Genomic DNA, 22,616 nt, shown 5'->3' on the forward strand with positions numbered 1-22,616 from the left:
TTTATAAACCTTGTGATTTAACTATTTCAAAAACCCTTTTCACAATAGGAGCCATATCATAATATTTGTATTCAGCCAATCGACCTCCAAAGATGATATCTTTTTCGTGAGCTGCTAATGCACGATATTTATCGGCTAAATCATTATTTAGAGTATCATTTACTGGATAATAGGGCTCCATACCAGGTTTCCATTCTGTAGAATACTCTTTGCTAACTACAGTTTTCGGACAATCCAAAAGTTGCTGACCAAACATCTCAAAATGTTTATGCTCAATGATACGAGTATAGGGTACTCCTCGGTCAGTATAATTCACTACAGCATTACCTTGATAGTTGGCAGTATCATAGATCTCTGTTTCAAAAGATACGGTGCGATATTGCAAACGCCCCAAACGATAACCATAGAACTCATCTATCGCACCTGTATAAACAATCTTATCGGCAAGAGCTGTCAGTTCTTCACGATTCTCCCCAAAATCACAATTCAGACGACACTCTACACCATTCAATAGACCAGCAATCAGTTTATTATAGCCACCGATTGGAATTCCTTGATATTTGTCATTAAAATAGTTATTATCGAATACCATACGTACCGGCAATCTACGAATGATAAAAGCAGGCAATTCTGTACAAGATCGTCCCCATTGTTTTTCAGTATATCCCTTGATGAGTATTTCATAAATATCTTTTCCAATAAGAAGCTGCGCCTGTTCTTCCAAATTTTCAGGTTCACGACCATTAAGAGCAACTTTTGCTTCCGTCCGCTGTTCCTCCAATTTAGCTTCAGCTTCAAGAGGAGTTGTCACGCCCCACATCTGATAGAAGGTATTCATATTAAAGGGAAGATTATAAAGTTTGCCTTTATAATTAGCCACCGGTGAATTGGTATATCGGTTAAACTCCACTATAGAGTTGACAAAATCCCACACTTCTTTGTTTGAAGTATGAAAGATATGCGCTCCATATTGGTGAACATTTATTCCTTCTATATTTTCACAATAAAGATTGCCACCCAGCTGTGGACGCTTATCAATGACCAAACATTTCTTACCTTGTCGTTTAGCCATACAGGCAAAAGTGGATCCAAAAAGTCCGGAACCCACTATCAAATAATCATACTGTTTCATATATGTAAATATCTTGTTTTTATACCAGCTTCAACAAGTGCGGATGATATTCTTGAAATATCCTCTGCTGTCGGAGTCGTAAATGTTGAGAAGCAACGTTTCAATCGTTGATATTTTGCGTGTCCCAACGTATGATAGCTCAATAATTCTATAGAGTTTACAGAATAGTTCTTTAATTGTTCGACAAGCCAAGATAGCCAATCGATATTATCTAGCAGTTCTGCAAATACAACCAATCGGTAAGTTGCATTAGATAATTTTATAGTAGGGAAAAAAGTATAATAAGGAGATTGAAATTTCAAATCAACAATCCATTCATCCACCCACTGGAACATTTCTGCAAGAGGGGGGACAGAAAGTGCGGTTTCCACTGCTATATTATATTCTTCCTCTTTCAAGCTTCTTATCAATGCACAGAGACTTTCACCTTGTAACAAAGGCTCACCTCCGGAGAAGGTGACCCTCCGATACCCACTCGCTTCAATTTTGGCTTTAAGTTGATCCAAAGCAAACCATTCGCCCACAGATTCCCTCGCACCAAAAGGACAAGTGTTTTCCAAATTAAAAACATCATTACAACTACCACAATATTTACTCCCCTTAAAAACTGCACATCTTTCTTCATTGTAAAAAGTTTCAGGTTTGCTGGATTGAGTCTCCGGATTGCAGCACCAAGGACACTTAAGAGGACACCCTTTAAAAAACACAGTTGTACGTAAACCGCTTCCATCATCTAAAGTCATTCTTTGAACAGCTGTTACCAATAATTGCCGTTCAGCACTCATACGCCTCTGCCCGATTTATTAGGTTTACTTTATATTCATCCGGAAGTTCATTAAAATATGCGCTAAATCCCCATACACGAACAACTAAGTTAGGATACTTTTCCGGATGATTTCGTGCATCAATTAATGTATTTTTGTCCAACACATTCAACTGAAGTTCGTATAATCCACGCTGCACACTGTCATTCAACAGTTCGCTCAATTTATCCACATGCCTATTAAAAGCCGCAGGTATAATAAAGTCCACCACATTTCCATTGATACGACAACCCTCATAATTCATCAAAGACGCAAAGTTGATAACCTCCACAATATCAATATTTTTCCCAACCGGCGATATATGCGTAGAGAGAGGTTCACCCGAACGACGCCCATCCATAGACGCTTCTATATCAAATGCTTGAGAAATATAGTTGGGTGAGCTAAACCCCACTTTTGCCCGCCTTCCATTGATGCGAATATTCGAAACAACTGATTCAATTTTATCACTCACCCGATTAGTTAATCGCAAAACACTGTCATCAACTTTCCCAAACTTGAGAGGTTGCGACTGAAGCAAGCCCCTAAGATCCGCCGCGTTTTCAAAATTATGCTCTATCACGTCCTTGCACTCTTTAAGAGTAAGTAACTTTTGCTTAAACACCAGTTCCTTTATATTAAGCAAAGCATTGATGGTATTAGGCAAACCGACCACTAACATTCCATGATAAGCATACTTCGCTCCTCCCTTACTGATATCCTTTCCCGACTTCGTGGCATCCGAAAACAACAATGTAAACAAAGGAGAACAATCCATTACCAAGTCGTGAGCGCAACTTCTGATATTCTCTTCCAGACATTGTTCAAACAACCGCATAAAGGCTTCAAAGTCCGCTGTATAAGAAGACGCCATCATTATAGCATTATTGACAGCTTTCAAAGGAGAAATACTGTTAAGATTATTATTCTGGTCAAAACTCTTCCCTAGGATTAGCGGCTCCCAACAGGCGCTAGTCCCTAAGTTGTAACAATCTTCCGGAGCATAGCCAAACCTCTCCATCAGAGGTATCACCTTATCCTCATTCAAAATCAGAGGTGACCCATTCCCTTTGAGTAAACACCGGGCAGTAGCGTCATAGACAGACTTTGATGTATGATTATTTACTCTTAAAATCAGTTTTGGATCAGGAATGGAAAGTGTGGCGAATATTCCCAGAAAAAGGTGAGTCAACTCATTCTCCACATTCCGACCTTCTTTATCGAAACCTCCCAAAAGGATATATTGTCCGGTATCTCCATAAAGTGTAGCGCTTTTTTGATGCGTCTGCGATCCGATAAGAGCAATCATCTCCCGAAGAATGACTTCAGCTTTTTCTCTCGTAAGCCGCCCCTCTTCAATATCTTTCTTATAGTAAGGGAACAGAGCCATATCCAATCGCCCCAGGCCATTATGCCCATGCTCCATTTGCCAAAGCATCGCATGAAAAAACAGAATTTTCTGTAGTGCTCCCTCGAAAGAATCAGAAGGATACAAGACACGCCTACAAAGGCGTGTCACCTCCATAAAACGCACTACGCAAGATTGCTTTTCAGTCACTCTGTCAACTAAGATTTTCAACGCTCGCACCACTCTATTTTCTCCCATTGCAGCAAAGTCTGTCGCAAGCACCTCTTCATAAGCCGGAGTAATGCTTAAAATGTTCATAGCGTGCGTGGGGAAAAAGCGGTGAAGCGTCTTGGAATATGGATAAAAGAAATAATTGTTTTCATCGATTTCAATCTTACGGCATATCTTTTCCAACTGTTCAAGATAGGCTGTCTCTTCATCCTTAGCGTGCGAATACACCCACTTTTGACACTGAAAATCCTTTAAACCTCCAAGTATCATGTCCATTTTACCTTCAGCACGATGGCTCTTCACACATCTGACCAAAGTAACAAGCCGCATGGGCATTACTTTTTTTATCGTATTTTTCATCTCTCTATGAATTTATATTGCCGTTTACGTTGCAACTCTCTGATGGCGCACCTCACCTTTTCCGGCAGTTTCTTTCCCCAACGCATTGCAAAAGTTTCTCTTTCTTTAGGCACATGCCTGTATGGAGATGGAAGAGCGCTCAATTCATCCTCACGCGTTTCCACTTCCTCCATCATTTGTTGTACAGAAACATCGATCTTACGCATTGTTTCATCTTGCTTCCATAATTCATGCAATATATTACCATATCGATTCAGAATATCCATCTTATCGAGTCCTTCCCGTTGAGTTCCAAAAGCGAAATGAGCAATCAGCGCATCACCATTAAAGCAGTTAGCTTTGCCTAGTTGAGTTGGCTTGATACAACTCAAAAACTCTTCATCATCTCCAGGCACTTCGCCCTTGAATTCAGCCATTTCACCACCAAACCATAAAATACAGTTGATTGAAAAACGCCCCATTGCCATAGGATGTTTACCAACATATAACTCTTGATACTTACCAGTAGTAAGATACTTCTCCATGAACCAATTGTGCAAATCCGCTGCAAACCAACCGTCCAAACTAATAGTCCTCTCCATACAGATACTCATATAATACTTATCCAACTTGATTTTATTATGCACCTGTAAAAGATAAGTAGACAAAGCGTTATTGATTACGAGCGGTGATACTAAAAAATACTCTGGATTATCCACACGAAACTTTACCATCTTCTCGAATAATTCCGGTTCAAACCATACCACATCATCATCAAGTTTCATATAAATAGTATCTTTGTCACAACAATCACGATAAAATGCATTAATGCTCGCAATACCATTAACGACTCCGTCCGGTTGCCACACCAAATTAACTTTCGGATATTTCTTCGCAAGCTTTTTAAAGAACTCAATATCCACCATATTGTGAGTATTAACCCATATATCATACCGATCTACAATATCAGCATTCAAAATGGGAGGAACCAAATATTGCATATAACGGCGGCGACCTGCAGCCGTATTCACTACAACTTTATAATTTTGATACATATCATCTGAATTTTAGGATTAAATTACGTAAGAGACACATCAAAAGTACACTCACAGGAGTGGAGAACCGTATCAGCATCTTTCTCCTGCCTAGATACTTCTTGAATTCAGTCTTGAAACCAAGTGTTTCGATTTCTCTCAAAAGTATGCGTATATATTGTAATCTTTGCTTTATGCCACGGCTGCTATCAACCGCATGAAGCATGTTATTATAATATTCAAGAATTGTATATTGAGTCAGTTCATCACTTTGAGGAAGTAAGTCACTTCGCCTCTTCAATTCACGTGCCACTTCGACAATCACTCTAGGCTCGGTATATTTTCCACCTAAATGTTCTCCCGGATGATGCACATAATTATAAGCAATCTGGTCAATCACTCCTACAGATTTTGCTCTGCCCAGACAATCAAGAGCAAAGAGGCAATCCTCAAAATAGTGGAGATTTGTTGACAACCGGAAACATCAGATAGTTCCGTTTCATATCCAAATATAACTGCGCCAACGATTCGGCATTGTCACACCGACATTGTTTCAACACATGTCCACCGCTGCCGTCGATAGGATAATCTTTATAACCAAATACATATACATCTGAAGGATTTTGACGATGCAATCTCAACACTTCTTTATAAAGACCGGGATCAAGAAAATCATCCGAGTCTATAAAAGTAAAGTATTCACCTTGAACATGTTCAATACCATAATTACGCGCATTGCCTACTCCTCCGTTGGGAATATGAAAGGCATGAATCCAACTATACTTCGATGCATATTCATCACATATTGCCCCCGATGCATCTTTGCTACCGTCATCCACCAACAGCAATTCTATTTCATCACCCATATCTTGGGCTATGACACTATCAATACAACGATGCAAATAAGGTTCTACGTTGTATACAGGAATAATAACTGAAAGAAACATATTTAATTAAAGTGAACGATGTTTTATCCCTTTACCGGCTAGTACAGGAATGTATTTATTGATTAGTGGTATCATTATCAAACAGCAGGAAAATACAAAAATAAACTGAACTAACTTACCGATAGCAAACGACGGTATCAATGGACGCAAAAAATAATCAGCTAATGATATAAATATACCCTGAACAGACATAATTATCAATGTATTTCTACCTATATATATCAATACATTTCCTAATTTAGGCATTCTTTTCATAGAAAAAACCGAGAACGAAGCTACGCCGACAATAGCACTGAAACAAGCAAGAACCATCCCTATCTCAAAATAGTTTAAAATTTCCTGATTATGTTTTAACGCATCAGTTCTCACATATACATAAGTCAAAACACACACCGACAAACCCAACAAACAATATTTCCACAAAGGCATCCAATTGCTATTCATCAAAAACCTCTCAACAATAGCATATTTTCTCAATGAATTTCCTATTAGATAGAACAAAAGACACATTGGAATTTGAATAAGCCTATATGTTAAAGGGAATTCCCAAAAACGAAAGCAAGCAGCTAAGACCACGCACAGTAATATGATAAATATTTTTACCTTCCCCTTAAAGCGAGCCACGTTATACCCTAGAACTTCTACCATAAATAATATTGGAAGAAACCAAAGTGCGCCGGGAAGCAATATCTTCAGTTCATAATATCTCCCTTCACAAATATATTCCGGAGAAACTACAAGACTAACCACCGTATATAGAACACAAGGAACGAGAAGTGTCCAAACCCTACTTACAGCAAACGGTAGCAATTGAGGATGCTTCGCTATATTGAAGCAGTATCCCGATAGCATGAAAAAAAGAGGCATGTGAAATGCATATATCCATGGACGGATATATAGTTGATTCCCAATCATGTGACCAACTACCACAAGGATAATACCTATCCCTTTTAAAATATCAAGTGATTCTATACGCATAATTAAATAGTAAAGATTGTTTGAATCAATATACATTAATTTTAGAAACAATATATTTTGCGACTCCCATTGGAGAAAGAGTATTCTGATAATATATTCTTCCTTTCAAAGAGAGTTTCTCCATCCTACTATCATCAGTAAGAAGTGCTTGAATTAATTTATCTATACCATCCCAAGATTCCACTTCTATATAATTCTCCGGATGATAATATGCAGTAGCAGGCAACTTTTCTGTTATCACAATACAGCCTTGCCTAAGTGCCTCATAAAACCTAAAACATTCAGTATTAAAAAATCCTTTAGGCGATAAGATGATTTTAGAATTTGCCAAAAGCGTTCCATATTTATCCGGAGTCAATCCCGCCTCAAAAGACCGTGTAAATTCAATATACGATGCATCAAAAATATCATCAAAATGAGTGGCACCAATCTTAAAAACTAAACTTTTCAGTCTTAATGAAAAATTTCTCCATTTTTTATCATATTCATATCTAGCTGCCAATTTTAAGATAGGAATAGCCAACCTTCTTTTTATCGACCATCTACCCCTTGCTAAAGCTTCATAAAAAGGAACTCGATTTTTATTCAAATTGCCAGAATAAAAAACATTATACTTTCTATCCAATATAGGAACAAAAGGCTGTTCCTTTATTTTATAAGGAATACCCAAAGGATAAGAAAACAAATTGGAATATTTTTCGCTTTTTTTCCGAAGATGTGTTTTAAACACACAAACAAAAGAAGACATGACCTTTACAGATGGTTCCGTTCCTAATTGATCTTCCCACTGAATAAGAATTTTACGAGGAAAGGCATCATTCATGGAATCCGGTTCTATGTTTGCTGTAGCACAGAAAAAATAGAAACGATATTCTTTAAAAGATGGCATGATAGCAGACAATGATTCCAATACATCTTTTACATAAACCCGCTGATTCGTATCCTTTAACTTATATACAGATGCCGAATCATAAAAGGCATTTTCAAAACCATACAACATATCACGAATGTGTTATTTGACAAAATACAGCATGAAGAAATATCTTAATCTTTCTTGAACGAGAAAGATACTTGTTTTGAAAACAATATTTTCTCCATACTGATAATTTTGAAAAAGGGATTCCAGACAATAAAATATCAAATTGAATTTGCAATTTATGATAAGAGACATCCTCAAAAAACTTAGTCTTATAATTTTTCACAGATAGTTGTGAAACGAATGTATGAACCCATCCCCAATATAGATAGTCAGCAGTCAATTTCACTATCCTGTTTTTTTATACTGCCATCACCAGTGATATGAATGGACGATTTACGAAACGTGAATACTATAGAAGGGGTACTTAATACTCCTCCGTCAGACATCATATAAGCGGTTGCCGCATCAGAATTCCATGCGAAAGGAAAATTTATAAATCCACCTCTTTTCATAAATTTTTCACGATTATAGACATATTGGGCTTGTACAGAAATCATTCCACGTGATGCATAATATAAAAAATCATCTTGTGGCATATAAATGGGAAACAGATGATCTTTCTCTACTTCTGCACCTTCTTCATTAATAGAACGTACTCTACCAGGCACCAAACTAACTTTAGGAAATCGCTCTAGTAAACAGGAAACTTCATCTAAAAAATCAGGACTATAAACATCATCATCAGACGCTAATATCAGATAGTCTCCTACAGCCTTTTGACAACACTTATTCCAATTCAATATTAAATCCGTACCACCTATATTTTTTTCATTTATATCATATTGAATACGACTATCGTTAAAAGAAAACACTATAGAATCAATATCATCTGGAGATTGATCATTTACGATAATCAATTCAAAATCACTCATAGTCTGATTCAATATGCTATCTATAGATTCAGACAAATATTTTGCTTTAAACACAGGGAGCACAAACGAAAATCTGGGTGGGCGTGCGTTGGGTGTGCATGTGTGTGGTGGGGTGGGGGGGGTAAATTACTCATAATCAATAAATTAAATTAAACACATATATCTATTAAGTCTATATTTTACACAAATCGGTATTCTACCTTATTCACCACCGTAGTTCCGAAAGGGATACTTGTACCTAACAATATGGTACAAAAACCTACAATCACTTCATCCTCCAACTCTGTTCCTTTTAATATTGCAGCATTTTGGGCAATCCAGCAATCAGAACCTATCTTGACAGGTTTCGTTGAAGGCTTTTCATATTCATATCCAAAAAACGGATAATATTTTTCTGTTAACTCTCTTCTTTTTGATGGTGTATATATATTATGTGTATTAGTATCCCAAATCATTACATTATAAGAGATTTGATTATAATCTATAATTGTAATTTGTTCATCAGCTCTCAACCAAGATCTTTCATTGATGTTATTATAATTACCAATTCTTACGTTTGCATTATAACGAATCCAAAAACGATTCATAAAACGATTATGATGTCCGATATCTAAGCTCCCATTAAAAACGGTAAGCATCGGAGTATTACTTTTCTGCTCAAAAATATTCCAATCACCACACTTGAAACTACCATAAGCTTGTAGGTATACACCATTGAAATTTCCATTACTGCCTATTGATGATTCTCTCCAACCGTTATCACTATAAAAGGAAAGAGTGCATTTTTTTATAATACAAGAATTGCCAATTTGCAAATTATGTCGATTTTTGACTACAATCTTTGATTTAATAATCTTAGTATTCTCTCCAACTTCCAATTTAGATCCACGTTCCACTATTACAATGGAGAATTGAAACAAATATTTATACCTCAACTCTATCAACAATCTTAAAATTCGAACTACTTTCTTACTCATGATACATAATAACTCTAATTTTTTTCTTCAAGAAATCTTTAGTTCTTTTATCTAACCCTATTACATAGGTGATTATTGTGATACAAACAACACAATAGAAAGAAGATAAAAAGAAATATGACCAGCCATCTGAATGCATAAATTGCAAAATAAATGTTGAGAATATAGCAAATAGAGAAACTAACAATACTCTAAGCAAAACTTGCTTTACAAAATTTAGTACAGGGAACACTTCGATACTACAATAACAAAATATTCGCAACAATAGAGTAATTAATGATATGGCTATCGCAACCCACATCGTACATAAAACATTAAATCCCATCTTCAATAGAAAATACGAAACAGGTAAATTCAAGAGATTGACAACACCTACTATGATCTGTAGATTTTTTATTTTTCCTGTAGCCAAATGGGCAGTAAGCAATGGTCTATATAGCGTATCACACAAAGAAAGAATAATTGCCAATTGTACAAATTCTACTGAATATTGTGGAACTTCTACCAACCATATTGATAGTATAAAATGAGTATTCACCAATATAGGCATCGATAAAAACAACATTAAATAGAAAGAATACAAAGTGCCTCTAAATATCAATTCATTAAGATAATCCATGTCACCCTGTGCATGAGACTTTGTAATCTGGGGATTCAAAGCCATTTGGAAGTTGGTTACAAATGAAGTTACAGCTTGATTCACTTGAAATCCAATACCTCTTGCCGCATTGATAGCCGGGCCGCAAAAAATATTAATAAGAATGTTGATTCCTTGTGATTTTACGACATATGCTAAATTTCCTATCAAATTCCACCCCGCAAAATTCATTATGGACTTAAAATACTCTTTATCCAAAGAAAAGTTCATTGTACACTCTGTAAAATGAGTACGAGCATATATAATATAAAGCAGATTACTAATGATACCTACCAATAACAACAAAATTGAATATACTATTAAATGGTCATAACCAATAACTAATAATAGATAAGCAATCGCTAACTTTGCTACAGCATCAAATATTCCAATATATGCAAAGGCACCCATTCTTTCATGAGCAATGACAGAAGCATTATATGGTACAATGAATAACGAAAAAGCAAAAGATATCACCGTTGCTTGATAGGCCCAATTGGCTGCTTCCATTCTTGTGACGGGGATATTCATTTGCACATTCAAGAACCACAGCCCAATAGTTTCCGCTAAGAATAATACTATAAATGCTATAATGAAATGAATTAATAAAGCTGAATGAAAGGTTGTTCTAAGTCCTTCCACATCATTAATCCCTAATTTAACTAACAAAAAGCGTTGAGTTGCTGAACTCATTGCACCAGTAAGAAAACCAAGCATAGTTACTACTCCGCCAACTACATTATAAATACCATAATCTGTTACACCTAATGTAGCTAATATTATTCTACTTGTATATAAACTTATGCCCATCATCAGGAACATACGAATATATAAGAAAAGTGTATTTTTAACTATTCTTTTATTATTACTCTGCGTCATCATCATTCAGCTATACTATAATATCTATGCTATTCAATATGAAGAATAAAAAATCACTTTTCCCCTATTCTCGTATAACTAAATCCCAACTCTTCCAATTCCGCACGATTCCAAATATTACGTCCATCTACAATGTATTTATCAGTCATTACTTTCTGAATCACGTTCCAAGTGGGTAAGCGAAATTGTCTCCATTCAGTCATTAGCAACAACGCATCAGCGCCATCGGCACAGTCATATAGATTTTCAGTGTAGGTTACCACCTCACCAATACGACGTTTGCATTCAAGCATAGCGATGGGGTCAAAGACTCTAACGATAGCACCATCCTTCAGCAACTTATCAATAACCACCAAAGCGGGAGCTTCGCGCATATCGTCTGTATCAGGTTTAAAGGCTAAACCTAGCATAGCAATGGTTTTACCTTTTACATCACCCATCAAACGAGTCAGTTTATCATACACAATGCTCTTCTGACGATCGTTAACACGCTCTACTGCTTCAATCACCTCCATGTGATAGCCGTTTTCGATGCCTGTATGCACTAAAGCTTTCACATCTTTCGGAAAACAGCTACCGCCATATCCACAACCGGCATAAAGAAATTTCTGGCCAATACGCACATCGGCTCCAATACCTTTACGTACATGGTCTACGTTAGCTCCTACTCGTTCACATAAATTAGCTATATCATTCATAAAACTAATACGGGTAGCCAACATCGCATTCGCTGCGTATTTAGTCATCTCTGCACTAGGAATATCCATAAAGATCACACGGAAGTTCTGGAGTAAGAAGGGTTGATAAAGCTTAGTCATCACCTCTTCGGCCTTCTTGCTCTCAATACCTACTACCACTCGGTCAGGACTCATAAAGTCTTTGATAGCCGCTCCCTCTTTCAGGAATTCAGGGTTACTGGCTACATCGAAGGATATATCCGCCCCACGCTTATCTAGTTCCTCCTGAATGACAGCTTTCACTTTTCGAGCAGTACCTACGGGGACAGTTGATTTGGTCACTAAAATTGTGTACTTGTTAATACTTTGTCCAAATTGATGAGCTACAGCAAGTACATACTTTAAGTCAGCACTTCCATCTTCGTCAGGAGGAGTTCCTACAGCAGAAAAGACTACTTCTACATCATCCAAGACTTCGGTCAAGTTTGTCGTGAAATTCAGCCGCCCATAACTTACATTACGCTTCACCAATTCTTCCAACCCCGGTTCATAAATAGGCATCTCACCAACTTTCAGTTTGTTTATTTTATTTGCGTCTACATCCACGCAAGTCACAGTGGCACCCATTTCTGCAAAACAAGTACCGGACACCAAGCCAACATAACCCGTGCCTACAATTGCTATATTCATATATTATTATTGTTAAGTACTTACTATTTTAGATATTTATTCTTCCTTTATTGTATGCTCTCCATAGCCATACCCATACCCATACCCATAACGCTTACCATAGCCATAATATTTGCCATACTTACCATAACCGTAATAATAACCGTACTTTTTCTTCTGAAGATCAAGACCATTGATTACAGTACAAAGATTGGGTAACTTATTACTATCAGCCAATTCATTAATCAAGGTAAATTCAGCTTTCCGAGTATAGTCTGCACGACATACATAAACAGACAAATCAGCGACACGACCTACGAGCAAAGTATCAGTCACCATACCAACCGGGGCAGTATCCAAAATTATATAATCAAAGTTCTTTTTCAATACCTCAATCGCTTTATCCAAACTATCACGAGCTAATAACTCTGTTGGATTAGGTGGTACAGTTCCTCCTGGAAGAATAAACAAATTCTTACTAACATCCGAAGGCTGAACGAAATCTATCAGATTCTTTTCTGGATTCGACAGATATTGAGTAATCCCTTGCTCTTTCCGCGGAAGATTAAAAATTTTATTCAAACCAGGCTTACGAATATCAAGCCCCACAATCACCACTTTCTTTCCTAATAAAGAAAGACTAATCGCTAGATTTGAAGAAATAAAAGATTTACCTTCACCGCTAACCGTCGAAGTCACTAAAATCACTTTCTGATCATTCTCAAGCATAAACTGAAGATTAGTACGGATATTACGGAAAGTTTCACTCATTAAAGTATTCTGATTCTCAAACACAGCAATAGAACCGTTTGCTTCTTCTGTCAACGGTACATCACCTACAATAGGCAGACTTGTTAACTTCTCTACATCACCACGCCCTTCTATTTTAAATTTAGTCAAACCAATTAAAAAAATAATACTAACAGGCAATCCCACTCCTACCACTAAAGCAATTAAGTAGATTATCCTAGGCTTAGGAGAAACTGGAGCACCTTCAGCTGCTGGCTCATCAATAATCTTCGCATTATTCGCAGTAGCGGCTAAAGTAATAGCATTCTCTTCACGTTTCTGCAAAAGCATCAGATAAAGCCCAGCCTTGATTTCCTGCTGACGTGCAATACTTACATACTGGCGCTCCTGTCCCGGAGCATCACTGATACGACGGGAAAAACGACTGGACTCACGATCCAGATCAGCCTTCACGATAAGCAAGCCTTGTAAAGTCCCATCAATAGCAGCTTTTACATTTGCTTTCATGGCACGAATACTTGTATCCAGATTTACAATCATCGGGTTGCTTTCCGTAGAAGTACGAAGTAAACGCTTACGTTCAATAATCAATTCATTATAACGATCTATTTGAGTAGTTAAACCATTATCGGATAAACCAATATTACTAGGTAATACTTCATACTCATTCGACGGATTATTGATATATTTATTAAGATCACGAACTAAATTAATTTGAGTTCCATTTTCTACACGTTTTCTTTCATATTCAGCATTTCCCGATACTGCTAATTGGGCATCACTACTGATATCCGTCAATCCTGCATTTCTTTTAAAAGCTTCCAGCTTATCCTCTGTAGTGCCAAGTTCCTCATCAATAATCTTAATACGTTCATTGATAAACTCTCTCGTCTTTTCGGCAACCTCATTTTTATCATTATTCGTATTCCGATTATACATTTCCATTAACTTATTAATAAAGTCCTGTCCCCGCTGTATATTCGTATTCATCAATGAAACAACTGCTACAGAAGTCGTTTTTGAGGTAGGTGCTATTTCCAATGCCCACTGATATCCTTTTGCCACCCCAAAAGGCTGACTAACTACAGCGCTGATATTTCGTACTACACTTTGCCCTACTATCTTCCCATTTGATAAAGAATCTTTCAATGTAAACCCAAATGTACCTGCATCCGTAGGTAACACTGCTGGAAGTTTATCAAAATGCTTATTATATTCATTCAAGCCTATCTTTAGATTCACATCCAGACCACCCTCTGGAGATAACTTCATATCAACCAAAGCTACATTTGGCAATTTATCCGCCTCTTGTGCCGTCAAATTCACAATTACGGGAGAGGTTTTATACAGTTCCTTTTTAGGAAACTCATCCTCATCATAGTAAGTAATATAAAGTTCCAGATTATTAACGACCTCTTTCAGTATTGTTTTTGAGCGTAGCACTTCTATCTCATTATCAATACTCTGCGTAGAAGTAATCACCCCACCTAATCCCAAGCTTTCCAAATCTGCAGTATTTCCACCACCATTCTTTTTATCATTCTTTATCATGATAGATGCAGAGACCTGATACACAGGAGTTTGAAAATGCAAATACACCCAAGCGCCAATCAAACAAGCTAAAACCGAAGCAATAAACCAAGGCCAGTGAATGATATACTTAAAGAGAATTTCCTGATAATTTACTTTCTCTTCGTCTAATTCACTCATATTATTGTTATACGAATTCTCATTCTCTTTCATTACTAATTACTTATTTAATAAAATTACCAATATATTTGCAAGTGAAACCAAGATAGAAGTAGCAGAAAACCATAATCCCGTATTGGTTCCTATATCCGAATTCTTAGCCTTAGTCTTATTAGGTGTCACATAAATTATATCATTCTGCTGTAACTGATAATAAGGAGACAGTACCGTTTCAGCCTTATTCAAGTCCATAGTAATAATTTCCTGCTTGTTATCTTGCCCTGTCCTGATCAATTTCACATTATCACGCATACCATAAATAGTCAAATCACCTGCCATAGCGAGTGCTTCCAGCAAATTAATCTTCTCATTAGAGATCACAAAACTACCAGGCTTGGCAACCTCCCCCAATACCGAAATTCGGTAATTAACAATACGCACAGTTACAATCGGCGCTTCTTTCAAATAAACCTTCAGCTTATCTATAATCAGGTTTTCTATTTCCAGTTTGGTCAATCCACTCACATGAATCTCGCCCAACACTGGAAAATTGATATTCCCTTGATTATCTACTAAATATTGTTGCAGAGCAGAGGGCGTGGTTCCTTGTCCCGCCGTCTTTTCCTCCAATCCACCTGCAGTCTTCGAACGAACCAGATTGAAAGGTGCAGCCAATTCCGGAGTAGAACAAGACACGGCAATCGTCAACAAATCCTTGGGCATAACCTTCACACCTGTCTGACGAACACTCTGTTCTGTATCATTCACAAAAGCCGTATCCTGCAAATAAGGCACTTTCTTATATGATTGGCAGGATACCAGCAAAAAAGCAAGTAACACACCCAAAGTCAATCGTTTCAGTTTTCTCATAACCACCTACTCATGTAATTTTACAACTATTGATTTAATTTTTACTCAATTTCCAATTCCTCACCTAATAAGCCTCTTTATCCCCACGGATTACATTATATACAGTCTTATACATGATATATAAGTCCAGAATGAACGTCCAATGCTCGATATACCAGATGTCACGTTGCACACGTCCTTCCATCTGCCAAAGTTCCTTCGTTTCTCCACGAAAACCTGTCACCTGTGCCCAACCTGTAATACCCGGTTTAACAAAATGACGAACCATATATTTATTTATCAAATGGGAATATTCTTCTGTGTGCTTCAACATGTGCGGACGGGGACCCACTAAAGACATATCCCCTTTCAGTACATTAATAAATTGGGGAAGTTCATCCACATTCGTCTTGCGAATCAGATTACCGATACGGGTTTTACGAGGATCACATTCCGTAGCCTGAAGCGTATCACATTGAGCATTCACCCGCATCGAACGGAACTTATAGCACCAAAATTCACGACCATCTTCACCACTTCGTTTCTGTTTGAAAAAGACAGGTCCAGGAGAACTTATCTTTATAGCCAGTCCCACAATGATGTATATAATCGGGAAAAGAGTACAAAGGAATAGTAGCGAGCAAACAATATCAAAGCTACGTTTCACAATACGATTTTCCAATAACTCAAGTGGCTCACGACGGATAGAAAGTACCGGGACATTACCTAACATTTCAAAATACATTCTCCGTTTCAGATAGTTCCGGACATTGGGAACGCTGAAAAAACGAATTAGATGATTCTCGCAATAGTTGATAATCGGCACAATTTCAGCACTACGGGCGGAAGGAAGACTGCAATAAAGTTGGTCTACCTTTCCCGCATTACGGGTCAAATAATCAACAGCTTCGCACGGCTGCCCCAAATATGCAATATTCATAGGATAGCGGTCTGATGGGAAATCTTCAAAATACCCCTGTACACGATATCCTGATGTCGGATCATCCGTCATGGAATGATAAAGTTCCTGCATATTTTCATGGCTACCCACCAGTACTACCTTTCGGACATTTTCCCCACTTTTGCGATAAAGCTCCAGAATATAGCGAAACGTCAGGCGATAAGAAATAATAACGATAATGAGAACTACATAAAATGCCCCCAGCTGACGCAGGTTAACACATTCAAAATGGAATATGTACGAAAGTCCCAGTACTATCAATACAAAAGGAATCATGTTCCGTGCCACCCGAAGCATTATTTGCTCCGGACGAACCACCGGACGATGAAGAATCACTCCAGAACGAATGTTGCAAACCAGATAACATAAAGTCATCAAAGCCATGTTCTGGAAAAGAGGCATGGAAAACTCAAAAGGAGAACGGTTTCCCCAAAGAGAACCAAACACCCACAACAGTAAGTTCAGTAAGATGATGTCCCCTGAAAGGACAAAAGATTTTAAGACTTTATTAAAACGTTGGACTTCCTGCATTACTTTATTCTTGATTTAGATTTTCATCCATATCCTCATTTTTCTCCCTATACTCAATATAAAGTTCTCCCCATTCTACCATTTTGGCTCGAAACTCTTCTTTTGTGAGATTGTCATAGTAATAGGAAAAAAGACGGGTAAAATCACTTAGACGTAAATCTCCCCAGATATCATCTTGTAATAAGTGGGTTTTCCCATGTGGATTTCTTTACGCATAGCCTCTATTGACAAGTGAGCACGTTCAAACTGCTCTGCGATGAAATGGCCCAGTACGGGATGATTAAATTTTTTCATGTTTATAATTTTATTAGTTGTTAAATACATTGTATTATATGTTAATTTTATGCATATCCGTTCAGACATGTCTGAACGATATATTTAAAAGCTATTTCTACCTTCGCCTCGCGTTTTGAAAATTCAAGACGATAATCAAAAAATATAAATGTTATGACAAACGATTTCAGAATGTCTTATTTCATGCCTCCCATTGCTCCCATCAAAAATGAACTGGGGCGGATTGTTACTCCTGCAACACTTATTCCCTCCTGCGAAGTCTCCGTAGAACAAGTTTTTCAAATGATAACCTGCAACGAGAATCTCAAAATTCTGACCGAGCAAGTACGCAATTCCGGAGATATACGGACAGCAAAAGCATCACTATTGCCTTATGTGACTCCCTGTGGTACGTTCTCGCGTCGCAACAGCAAATGTTTCGTAGCTTCTTCACATCTGGTGGTGGTAGATATCGACCATCTCGATTCCTATCAGGAGGCAGTGGAAATGCGCAGTACATTGTTTAATGACCACCTTCTGCATCCTGTACTCACGTTTATCAGTCCCAGCGGACGGGGTGTGAAAGCATTCGTACCCTACGATCATTTACCCATTGCTAACGACACAAACAGTATCATCGAAAATATGAAACTGGCAATGATGTTCACTGTGTTGCTCTATGGTACTGAAACACCTCCTCCATTCGGAGAAAAACGCAAAGGGGTAGACTTTTCCGGTAAGGACATTGTTAGGTCTTGTTTTCTTAGTCATGATCCGGGAGCGTTGTTTAGAAACAACAAATAATTAGATATTAAAAACTATAAATTAAAATTATGGACGAAATTGAATCGTTATGCCGCCTCTGTGAGGCGGTTGAAACTGCAGGAGCGGATATTGCCCCTACGTATGCTGAATATGTACAACTGGCGTTCGCCATCGCAACGGATTGCGGAGAAGCGGGACGCGAGTTTTTCCATCGGTTGTGCCGGGTGTCTGCCAAGTACGAACGGGAACATGCCGAACGGATATTCTCTAACGCACTTACTACCCGGCATGGAGATGTCCATCTGGGCACTGCATTCCATCTTGCTGAAAGGGCGGGTGTGACTCTCTGCAAAGAGGAAATGATGAACCACCGGAAAAATGCAAAAAATGCAGGAAATGCACCGTCCAAAAATCTCACACACACGCACGTGTATAATAAGGTGGACAATGAAGAACCGGACGAATCCGAAGAGCTGCAGGACGGGAGTGACCCGAACCAACCATTGCCCTCTTTCACCGAAGCGGACTGGCCGAAAATCCTGTTGCTCATCATGAGTTATGCCACCAGCCCCACACAACGCGATGTCATGCTGCTCGGAGCATTGACCGCCATAGGTGCCAGCATGGAGCGATATGTGAGATGTCCATACGCCGGCAAACTCCAGTCTCCTTGCCTGCAAAGTTTTATTGTGGCTCCTTCCGCCTCGGGTAAGGGAATTCTTTCGTTCATCCGGCTGCTTGTAGAGCCTATTCATGACGAGATCCGCCAAAAAGTAGCGGAAGAGGTCAAGGCCTACAAAAAAGAGAAAGCCGCCTATGATACCATGGGAAAGGAGCGCTGCAAAGTGGAAGCTCCTCAAATGCCCAAGAATAAAATGTTTCTCATCTCGGGCAATAACACCGGAACAGGTATTCTGCAAAATATCATGGATGCCAACGGCACAGGACTTATCTGCGAAACCGAAGCGGATACCATCTCCGCTGCTATCGGTTCTGAATACGGACACTGGAGCGATACACTCCGCAAAGCATTCGACCACGATCGTCTGTCGTACAACCGGCGCACCGACCAGGAATACCGGGAGGTAAAGAAAAGCTATCTCTCCCTCCTGCTTTCCGGCACACCCGCACAAGTAAAACCACTCATTCCCTCGACAGAGAACGGTCTTTTCTCGCGCCAGCTGTTTTATTATATGCACGGCATATGGACATGGATCAACCAGTTTGAAAGTGGCGAAACCGATCTGGAAGCCATCTTCACAGGCATAGGCCTGGAATGGAAAAAGCAACTGGACCTGATGAAAGCACACGGGCTTCATACGCTCCGGCTCACTGATGAGCAAAAGCAAGAGTTCAATGCCCTCTTTGCCGATCTGTTTTTCCGCTCGGGACTTGCCAACGATAACGAAATGAGCAGTTCCATAGCCCGACTGGCTGTCAATACATGCCGTATCATGGCAGAAATAGCTATGATTCGTGCATTGGAATGCGACCAGCCTTATCAGTTCAAGGATTCTTCCTCCCCTCTGCTGACCCCTGACAAGGAGATTGCCGCCGATAATATCAAAGACGGCATTATCACCCGTTGGGATGTGACAATCACCGCTGAAGATTTCCATGCGGTGCTGGAGCTTGTAACTCCGCTCTATCGTCATGCCACACATATCTTGTCTTTTCTTCCTTCCACAGAGGTCAAACATAGAGCCAATGCCGACCGGGATGCACTTTTTGAAATGATGGGCAACCAGTTCACCCGCGCACAGTTGTTGGAGCAGGCTGAAAAGATGAAAATCAAACCTAACACTGCTCTTAGCTGGCTGAACCGTCTGATAAAAAAAGGATTGCTTATCAATACAGACGATAAAGGCGTTTATACGCGCACGCATGTGTGCGTGTGTTAGGGAACCCTCGGAAAAAGTGCATTTTTTGCATTTATATAACAACAGGACGTTTCATGAATCCTAAAGCGGCGCTTTAGAGGTGGTAAAGCATAGCTTTACGATTGCTAAAGCGGTGCTTTACTTTTCCGCTCTTCTAAGGTTCTCCCAAGGCATCTACAATCACTCTCACCTCCAACGGGGTGAATGAGCGGCGCTTTGATTCGTAACCTAAGTCGTACAGGCGTTGCAGAAGTCCGGGACATAAAGAGATCCATTTCTTCATCTTTCGATATGCAGCAATGTCAGTTAGTTCCGGAGAATAAAGTTGAGCCAGTTCCATGCGACCGTAGGCGCGTATTTTGAATTCGTTCATGATGAATAAGTTTCTGATTTACAATTACAAAAATAACAAAACATATTCACATATCCTACGTTTTTCCATTGAATAACCGACCGTTACTGCGCATAATTGACAACAATCGCGTGCAACTGTAGACTATTGATTTCTGCGGGTTTCAGGGTTGTATCTTTGTATCGTCGAAAGGGAAAAGAATCCCCCGGACACAATGTTTAACCCTTTAATTTATTGTTTTATGATTCGTTACAAAATTTATCAAAACCAACAGCAAAAAGGCCTGAATGCAGGCAAGTGGTTCGCCCGTGCGGTAAGCGACGAGACGTTTGATTTGGCTAAGCTTGCCGAACACATGTCAAAACACAATTCACCGTATTCCGGTGGTGTCATCAAAGGTGTGCTTTCCGACATGGTAGACTGCATCAAGGAACTGCTGCTCGACGGCAAATGTGTGAAAATCGACGACCTTGCCATCTTTGGTGTGGGCATCCGCAGTAAGGCAGCTGATACGCTGGAAGATTTCTCATTGGAGAAAAACATCACTGGTATGCGTCTGAAAGCCCGTGCTACCGGTAATTTGTCAACCACCAACCTGAAACTCGACAGCCAGTTGAAACAGCAGGCCGAATATCAGAAACCAACAACTGCCGGAGGAGGTTCTGATTCGGGTGATACCCCTGATCCGAAACCGGATGGTGGCGGTGAAGCGCCTGATCCGGCTGCTTAATCCTAAATCCTTTATTTTTAATCTTTAAAAAAGTAACATCATGAGTAATTCATCTTCTCCCCGCTCCGTATGGAGCTTCATCATCAAAGTGATTATCACCGTTGCCACCGCTATCGGAGGTCTGATCGGAGTACAGAGCTGTATGTAGCCTTATGCGTACCATCACTCTGATTATCATTCATTGCAGTGCCACGCCGGAAGGAAAGTCCCTTTCGGCGGAGGCTTGCCGTCAAGATCATATCCTTCACCGGAGATTCCGTGACATCGGCTATCATTTCTACATCACCCGGGATGGAGAAATCTACCAAGGCCGTCCTCTGGAAAAGGTCGGGGCACACTGCCGTGACCATAACACCCATTCGATAGGTATTTGTTACGAAGGAGGGCTGGATATGGCGGGACGTCCCAAAGACACGCGTACATTGGCACAACGGGCTTCTTTGCTCGGTCTGCTCCGCGAATTGAGGAAAATATTTCCTAAGACGTTGATTGTAGGCCATCATGATTTGAATCCGATAAAGGAGTGTCCGTGTTTTAATTGTACGGAGGAGTACCGGGAATTAGATGGTATTATCTAAGTATATTGACCAGCAAACTGGCAATAGATACCAGAATGGAAAATCCCGAAACCCACATCGTCGTACTTGTTCCGATGTCTGCGCTCTGCGCTTTGGTTTTATTAGGAGTGACATACAGGATGTCATTCTGTTGCAACTGATAGTAAGGAGATAATAACAAATCCGCGTCGTTCAGATTGAGTGTAACAAACTGTTTATGCCCATTCCTGTCTTCGCGGATTAGTTTTACATTATCACGAACACCATAAATAGTCAAATCTCCTGCCATGGCAAGGGCCTCGAGCACATTGATCTGCTCATTCACTACCGGATAAACACCGGGAGAGGCCACTTCGCCCAAAACGGAAATTTTAAAACCGGACATACGGACTACTACCGTAGGTCTTTCTTTCACGTAAGATTTCAGTCTATCCGTTATCAGGTTTTCAGCTTCACGACTTGTTAAACCGTTCAAAGGAAGTTTACCTAAAACCGGATAATTGATATTTCCCTGATCGTCCAATAGAAACGTACTGCCTTGCGCATTGAAAGGCTGCGAAACAACCGGATCGGAAGTGGAAACAAGAATGGAAACTTCATCACCCGGTATCAGTCTTGCGTCCTGAACAGGCGCAACTTGCGTATTCGCCTGTTTCAAAATCTCCGCATCCTGCAAGTAAGGTACTTTCTTATAGGACTGGCAAGCCGAGAGAAAGAAGAAAAAGAATATCAGTGCAAAAGCACCGGATAATTTCGTATTCATGTAAATGGTGGATA

The 22,616-nt window shown here is 39.2% G+C and carries 22 protein-coding genes and 1 pseudogene; 5 read left to right on the forward strand and 18 right to left on the reverse strand.

From position 1 onward, the window contains the following. Window position 1: 1 nt before the first annotated feature. The 16 genes and pseudogenes from glf to KSX81_RS26900 form a co-directional block, all read right to left on the reverse strand. The gene (gene glf, locus KSX81_RS26825; protein ID WP_120080427.1) at window positions 2-1,132 is read right to left on the reverse strand and encodes a UDP-galactopyranose mutase; all 1,131 of its coding nucleotides are present in this window, start codon (window positions 1,130-1,132) and stop codon (window positions 2-4) included. Further along, a complete protein-coding gene (locus KSX81_RS26830) occupies window positions 1,129-1,917 on the reverse strand; it encodes a 4Fe-4S cluster-binding domain-containing protein (RefSeq protein ID WP_120080425.1) in 789 nt (262 codons plus the stop codon). Before KSX81_RS26830 ends, glf begins: the two co-directional genes overlap by 4 nt. After that, window positions 1,907-3,874: a pyruvate formate lyase family protein gene (locus KSX81_RS26835; protein ID WP_120080423.1), complete on the reverse strand. Its 1,968-nt coding sequence runs from the start codon at window positions 3,872-3,874 to the stop codon at window positions 1,907-1,909. Before KSX81_RS26835 ends, KSX81_RS26830 begins: the two co-directional genes overlap by 11 nt. Further along, complete coding sequence (locus tag KSX81_RS26840; protein ID WP_120080421.1) at window positions 3,871-4,908, reverse strand: hypothetical protein; 1,038 nt, start codon at window positions 4,906-4,908, stop codon at window positions 3,871-3,873. The genes KSX81_RS26835 and KSX81_RS26840 overlap by 4 nt, the downstream gene beginning before the upstream one ends. A gap of 1 nt (window position 4,909) precedes the next feature. Beyond that, window positions 4,910-5,287 (reverse strand): hypothetical protein, encoded by a 378-nt coding sequence (locus KSX81_RS26845; protein ID WP_230297184.1) that lies wholly within the window; start codon window positions 5,285-5,287, stop codon window positions 4,910-4,912. 49 nt (window positions 5,288-5,336) lie between these two features. After that, window positions 5,337-5,834 carry a glycosyltransferase family 2 protein gene (locus KSX81_RS26850; RefSeq protein WP_230297185.1) on the reverse strand — a complete coding sequence of 166 codons (498 nt, stop codon included), beginning with the start codon at window positions 5,832-5,834 and terminating at the stop codon, window positions 5,337-5,339. A 6-nt stretch (window positions 5,835-5,840) separates the two neighbouring features. Next, window positions 5,841-6,848, reverse strand: coding sequence for an acyltransferase family protein (locus tag KSX81_RS26855; RefSeq protein WP_233471900.1), 1,008 nt, complete (start codon window positions 6,846-6,848; stop codon window positions 5,841-5,843). Next, complete coding sequence (locus KSX81_RS26860; protein ID WP_151923784.1) at window positions 6,838-7,812, reverse strand: hypothetical protein; 975 nt, start codon at window positions 7,810-7,812, stop codon at window positions 6,838-6,840. Before KSX81_RS26860 ends, KSX81_RS26855 begins: the two co-directional genes overlap by 11 nt. A gap of 248 nt (window positions 7,813-8,060) precedes the next feature. After that, a pseudogene (locus tag KSX81_RS26865) lies at window positions 8,061-8,729 on the reverse strand (glycosyltransferase family A protein); the annotation flags it as partial. Between the two features lie 113 nt (window positions 8,730-8,842). Further along, window positions 8,843-9,640: an acyltransferase gene (locus KSX81_RS26870; protein ID WP_217725685.1), complete on the reverse strand. Its 798-nt coding sequence runs from the start codon at window positions 9,638-9,640 to the stop codon at window positions 8,843-8,845. Further along, on the reverse strand, window positions 9,633-11,162 hold the full coding sequence (locus KSX81_RS26875; protein WP_151923049.1) for a lipopolysaccharide biosynthesis protein: 1,530 nt from the start codon (window positions 11,160-11,162) through the stop codon (window positions 9,633-9,635). The genes KSX81_RS26870 and KSX81_RS26875 overlap by 8 nt, the downstream gene beginning before the upstream one ends. Before the next feature lie 47 nt (window positions 11,163-11,209). Beyond that, the gene (locus tag KSX81_RS26880) at window positions 11,210-12,523 is read right to left on the reverse strand and encodes a UDP-glucose dehydrogenase family protein (protein ID WP_151923050.1); all 1,314 of its coding nucleotides are present in this window, start codon (window positions 12,521-12,523) and stop codon (window positions 11,210-11,212) included. A gap of 36 nt (window positions 12,524-12,559) precedes the next feature. Next, window positions 12,560-14,995: a GumC family protein gene (locus KSX81_RS26885; protein WP_151923051.1), complete on the reverse strand. Its 2,436-nt coding sequence runs from the start codon at window positions 14,993-14,995 to the stop codon at window positions 12,560-12,562. Between the two features lie 6 nt (window positions 14,996-15,001). Beyond that, complete coding sequence (locus KSX81_RS26890) at window positions 15,002-15,811, reverse strand: polysaccharide biosynthesis/export family protein (protein WP_008651614.1); 810 nt, start codon at window positions 15,809-15,811, stop codon at window positions 15,002-15,004. A 64-nt stretch (window positions 15,812-15,875) separates the two neighbouring features. After that, entirely contained in the window at window positions 15,876-17,282 is a 1,407-nt protein-coding gene (locus KSX81_RS26895) for an undecaprenyl-phosphate glucose phosphotransferase (RefSeq protein WP_004307284.1), read from the reverse strand. Window positions 17,283-17,429: 147 nt separating this feature from the next. Next, window positions 17,430-17,576: a hypothetical protein gene (locus tag KSX81_RS26900; protein ID WP_165863272.1), complete on the reverse strand. Its 147-nt coding sequence runs from the start codon at window positions 17,574-17,576 to the stop codon at window positions 17,430-17,432. Between the two features lie 153 nt (window positions 17,577-17,729). Between KSX81_RS26900 and KSX81_RS26905 the strand changes: the two genes are divergently transcribed. Together KSX81_RS26905 and KSX81_RS26910 are read left to right on the forward strand one after the other, a co-directional pair. After that, window positions 17,730-18,359 carry a BT4734/BF3469 family protein gene (locus KSX81_RS26905; RefSeq protein ID WP_120080411.1) on the forward strand — a complete coding sequence of 210 codons (630 nt, stop codon included), beginning with the start codon at window positions 17,730-17,732 and terminating at the stop codon, window positions 18,357-18,359. A 29-nt stretch (window positions 18,360-18,388) separates the two neighbouring features. Continuing rightward, window positions 18,389-20,221, forward strand: a complete 1,833-nt coding sequence (locus KSX81_RS26910; protein WP_009041113.1) for a DUF3987 domain-containing protein — start codon at window positions 18,389-18,391, stop codon at window positions 20,219-20,221. A gap of 133 nt (window positions 20,222-20,354) precedes the next feature. On the opposite strand, the gene KSX81_RS26915 is transcribed toward KSX81_RS26910, so the two are convergent. Next, window positions 20,355-20,573 carry a DUF4248 domain-containing protein gene (locus tag KSX81_RS26915; protein ID WP_004297475.1) on the reverse strand — a complete coding sequence of 73 codons (219 nt, stop codon included), beginning with the start codon at window positions 20,571-20,573 and terminating at the stop codon, window positions 20,355-20,357. Between the two features lie 220 nt (window positions 20,574-20,793). Between KSX81_RS26915 and KSX81_RS26920 the strand changes: the two genes are divergently transcribed. From KSX81_RS26920 to KSX81_RS26930, 3 genes are read left to right on the forward strand one after another with little or no spacing between them, the layout of a single operon-like run. Beyond that, window positions 20,794-21,282 carry a DNA-binding protein gene (locus KSX81_RS26920; RefSeq protein ID WP_004307288.1) on the forward strand — a complete coding sequence of 163 codons (489 nt, stop codon included), beginning with the start codon at window positions 20,794-20,796 and terminating at the stop codon, window positions 21,280-21,282. Window positions 21,283-21,322: 40 nt separating this feature from the next. Continuing rightward, window positions 21,323-21,430, forward strand: coding sequence for a smalltalk protein (locus KSX81_RS26925; RefSeq protein WP_004297473.1), 108 nt, complete (start codon window positions 21,323-21,325; stop codon window positions 21,428-21,430). Between the two features lie 4 nt (window positions 21,431-21,434). Continuing rightward, window positions 21,435-21,860, forward strand: coding sequence for an N-acetylmuramoyl-L-alanine amidase (locus KSX81_RS26930; RefSeq protein WP_004307289.1), 426 nt, complete (start codon window positions 21,435-21,437; stop codon window positions 21,858-21,860). Here KSX81_RS26930 and KSX81_RS26935 read toward each other — a convergent pair. Beyond that, window positions 21,853-22,602 carry a polysaccharide biosynthesis/export family protein gene (locus tag KSX81_RS26935; protein ID WP_004307290.1) on the reverse strand — a complete coding sequence of 250 codons (750 nt, stop codon included), beginning with the start codon at window positions 22,600-22,602 and terminating at the stop codon, window positions 21,853-21,855. The genes KSX81_RS26930 and KSX81_RS26935 overlap by 8 nt on opposite strands. Between the last annotated feature and the right edge of the window lie 14 nt (window positions 22,603-22,616).

Origin of the sequence: Bacteroides sp. MSK.18.37, from assembly GCF_019129155.2 — a bacterium.
GTDB classification, from domain to species: Bacteria; Bacteroidota; Bacteroidia; order Bacteroidales; family Bacteroidaceae; genus Bacteroides; species Bacteroides ovatus.

Bases quoted from the DNA above. Each gene is read 5' to 3' on its own strand.
- glf (WP_120080427.1), bottom strand. From the start codon at position 1,132: ATGAAACAGTATGATTATTTGATAGTGGGTTCCGGACTTTTTGGATCC.
- KSX81_RS26885 (WP_151923051.1), bottom strand. From the start codon at position 14,995: ATGAAAGAGAATGAGAATTCGTATAACAATAATATGAGTGAATTAGAC.
- KSX81_RS26920 (WP_004307288.1), top strand. From the start codon at position 20,794: ATGATTCGTTACAAAATTTATCAAAACCAACAGCAAAAAGGCCTGAAT.
- KSX81_RS26850 (WP_230297185.1), bottom strand. From the start codon at position 5,834: ATGTTTCTTTCAGTTATTATTCCTGTATACAACGTAGAACCTTATTTG.
- KSX81_RS26925 (WP_004297473.1), top strand. From the start codon at position 21,323: ATGAGTAATTCATCTTCTCCCCGCTCCGTATGGAGCTTCATCATCAAA.
- KSX81_RS26880 (WP_151923050.1), bottom strand. From the start codon at position 12,523: ATGAATATAGCAATTGTAGGCACGGGTTATGTTGGCTTGGTGTCCGGT.
- KSX81_RS26870 (WP_217725685.1), bottom strand. From the start codon at position 9,640: ATGAGTAAGAAAGTAGTTCGAATTTTAAGATTGTTGATAGAGTTGAGG.
- KSX81_RS26855 (WP_233471900.1), bottom strand. From the start codon at position 6,848: ATGTATATTGATTCAAACAATCTTTACTATTTAATTATGCGTATAGAA.
- KSX81_RS26930 (WP_004307289.1), top strand. From the start codon at position 21,435: ATGCGTACCATCACTCTGATTATCATTCATTGCAGTGCCACGCCGGAA.
- KSX81_RS26830 (WP_120080425.1), bottom strand. From the start codon at position 1,917: ATGAGTGCTGAACGGCAATTATTGGTAACAGCTGTTCAAAGAATGACT.
- KSX81_RS26835 (WP_120080423.1), bottom strand. From the start codon at position 3,874: ATGAAAAATACGATAAAAAAAGTAATGCCCATGCGGCTTGTTACTTTG.
- KSX81_RS26910 (WP_009041113.1), top strand. From the start codon at position 18,389: ATGGACGAAATTGAATCGTTATGCCGCCTCTGTGAGGCGGTTGAAACT.
- KSX81_RS26840 (WP_120080421.1), bottom strand. From the start codon at position 4,908: ATGTATCAAAATTATAAAGTTGTAGTGAATACGGCTGCAGGTCGCCGC.
- KSX81_RS26895 (WP_004307284.1), bottom strand. From the start codon at position 17,282: ATGCAGGAAGTCCAACGTTTTAATAAAGTCTTAAAATCTTTTGTCCTT.
- KSX81_RS26915 (WP_004297475.1), bottom strand. From the start codon at position 20,573: ATGAACGAATTCAAAATACGCGCCTACGGTCGCATGGAACTGGCTCAA.
- KSX81_RS26860 (WP_151923784.1), bottom strand. From the start codon at position 7,812: ATGTTGTATGGTTTTGAAAATGCCTTTTATGATTCGGCATCTGTATAT.
- KSX81_RS26890 (WP_008651614.1), bottom strand. From the start codon at position 15,811: ATGAGAAAACTGAAACGATTGACTTTGGGTGTGTTACTTGCTTTTTTG.
- KSX81_RS26935 (WP_004307290.1), bottom strand. From the start codon at position 22,602: ATGAATACGAAATTATCCGGTGCTTTTGCACTGATATTCTTTTTCTTC.
- KSX81_RS26900 (WP_165863272.1), bottom strand. From the start codon at position 17,576: ATGAAAAAATTTAATCATCCCGTACTGGGCCATTTCATCGCAGAGCAG.
- KSX81_RS26905 (WP_120080411.1), top strand. From the start codon at position 17,730: ATGACAAACGATTTCAGAATGTCTTATTTCATGCCTCCCATTGCTCCC.
- KSX81_RS26875 (WP_151923049.1), bottom strand. From the start codon at position 11,162: ATGATGATGACGCAGAGTAATAATAAAAGAATAGTTAAAAATACACTT.